Origin of the sequence: Parendozoicomonas verongulae, assembly GCF_009711465.1 — a bacterium.
GTDB lineage: Bacteria > Pseudomonadota > Gammaproteobacteria > Pseudomonadales > Endozoicomonadaceae > Sansalvadorimonas > Sansalvadorimonas verongulae.
Genome location: NZ_SMME01000800.1, coordinates 16,988 through 18,732, shown reverse-complemented (window position 1 = coordinate 18,732; position 1,745 = coordinate 16,988). Strand labels below are relative to the sequence as shown.

Annotated in this window: 1 protein-coding gene and 1 pseudogene; both read left to right on the top strand. The window is 47.2% G+C overall.

The genetic code is table 11. From position 1 onward, the window contains the following. Positions 1-2 precede the first annotated feature (2 nt). Positions 3-434, top strand: a pseudogene (locus E1189_RS26230) (hypothetical protein); the annotation flags it as partial. Between the two features lie 222 nt (positions 435-656). Next, positions 657-1,745, top strand: a 1,089-nt coding sequence (locus tag E1189_RS25350; protein WP_230460262.1) for a hypothetical protein, incomplete at its 3' end; no start/stop codon positions are given.

Sequence of the window (1,745 nt, the reverse complement as noted above, 5' to 3'; positions counted from 1 at the left end):
CTATGCGCACTGAGCCTGAAAAGGCATGCAGAGTTATGAAGGATCGCTATAGCGGTTTGCATATGGTGTCTATGTCAGAGGCGCAGCCCGGCGAAGAGGTCACTGTCCACTATATAGTGGAAACCAGAGACAATACTGAAAACACAGAGGAAACAGAAGACGTACTGGTTTCTGAACGGACCGATGGGATGAGTTCGGAACCCATACGCAAGGAGATAGACAGACTGTTTGCCCCGGAATCACTGGCAGCCCTTCCCGAGAAACAAAAAGAAGAGCTGCTGGCGATAAAGGGTGCCCGGGATCAGAGACAACGTGTCAATCGTATCACAAATTATTGTTGTTCCTTCAGAGGAGCATCGGCAACCAGTGATAAGAACCTGTTATTTTTCCTGCTGAAAGAAAGGCAGGGAGCTTGCCGCCATCGTACTCCGGTATTCATCGCACTGTGCCGCTATTTCAATATCCCGGCAAGATGTGTTTCCAATAATATTCATGTCTTTCCTGAATACTCACTGGATAACGGGAGCACATGGCAAGCTCAGGATTTAGGTGGTGCCGCAGTAAAATTGTCGATTCATGCTCCTAACTTTCGGCCTGTCGTATCCGGACAGTCGCTGACTGGCAGTAATCAGTGGATGTCTCAGATATCCCCTGATATGAGCCCTGAAAAAATAGCCGTACTGGCAAAGGCTCTTGGGGTCAGTCAGAAAACGCTTATCGGGTCGGTACAAAGTGGTACGGCATTACCGACAAGTGAGACATCTGTTTTAGGGATCAATGACATTATAAGAAATCTCTGGGAGAAAAATGCAGACAGTGACGCCTTTGTCTTGGGGAGTAAGTTATTAATAAGTGAGGATAAACCTGATTATCGAGGGCGTCATCTGTTAGGAAGCTGGTTCGGTTCCAGCAGTTCACTCGCTCAGGGGGTGAGTAGATTGCTTCACCCGGATAAACCTGTTGATATTGTGTTACAAGAGCTTCAGGACTTATACAAAAAAATGGTCCAGAGTGGCTTGGTTCGTTACGGCGACTGGCAATATACCATACTCTGTATACTTACTCAGGCCTGTAACTCACTGGGCATCTATTCATCTCAGTTTATAACCATTGCTCAGGTTGCTATCGAAAAAAATTGGCTTGATCCGGTCAATTGCCCTGTTAATGGGGCGGCGATACTTCATAGCCTGCTGAAAAAGCTGGACGCTGTCAAAGAGCTTAAACCATTGGTACAACACCTCTTGAAAGACTGGTATGTCCATTTTTTGGGTAGGAAAGACATGGACAGCTGCATCAGGAAGATATTGGGCGACGCTTCACCTTTAGCCCTGCCAATGTGCAGTGGGCATTCACCCACACTGGAGGACGGCCTGAAAATAGATAATCTGACCCCCTCCTGGACAGAGGAGCCGGAAGGTGTTCCGGATATAGGCAGGCTGCTCACCGGTCTCCCAGCTTTTTCGGTATTCAAAACCAGAACAAGTCGGCATCGTCCAGTCATTTGGTTTGGGAACCCCAGGTGGGATCATGAAAGCTTGAATAAGAAAGCTTATGAACTCAGTAAGCATCATTACCAGCATTGTCCTGATAAAGAGGCACGCCATGAGCGATTAACTGTTTCCCAATATTCTGAGCTTATAAAAGAAGCTTTCGCAGATTATGTGTATCAGACAGCTCATGTTAACGGAGGGGGGGTAACTGTCTGCTGGTTTAATGCTCTGGCTGGATCTGCGATGCATCAAATG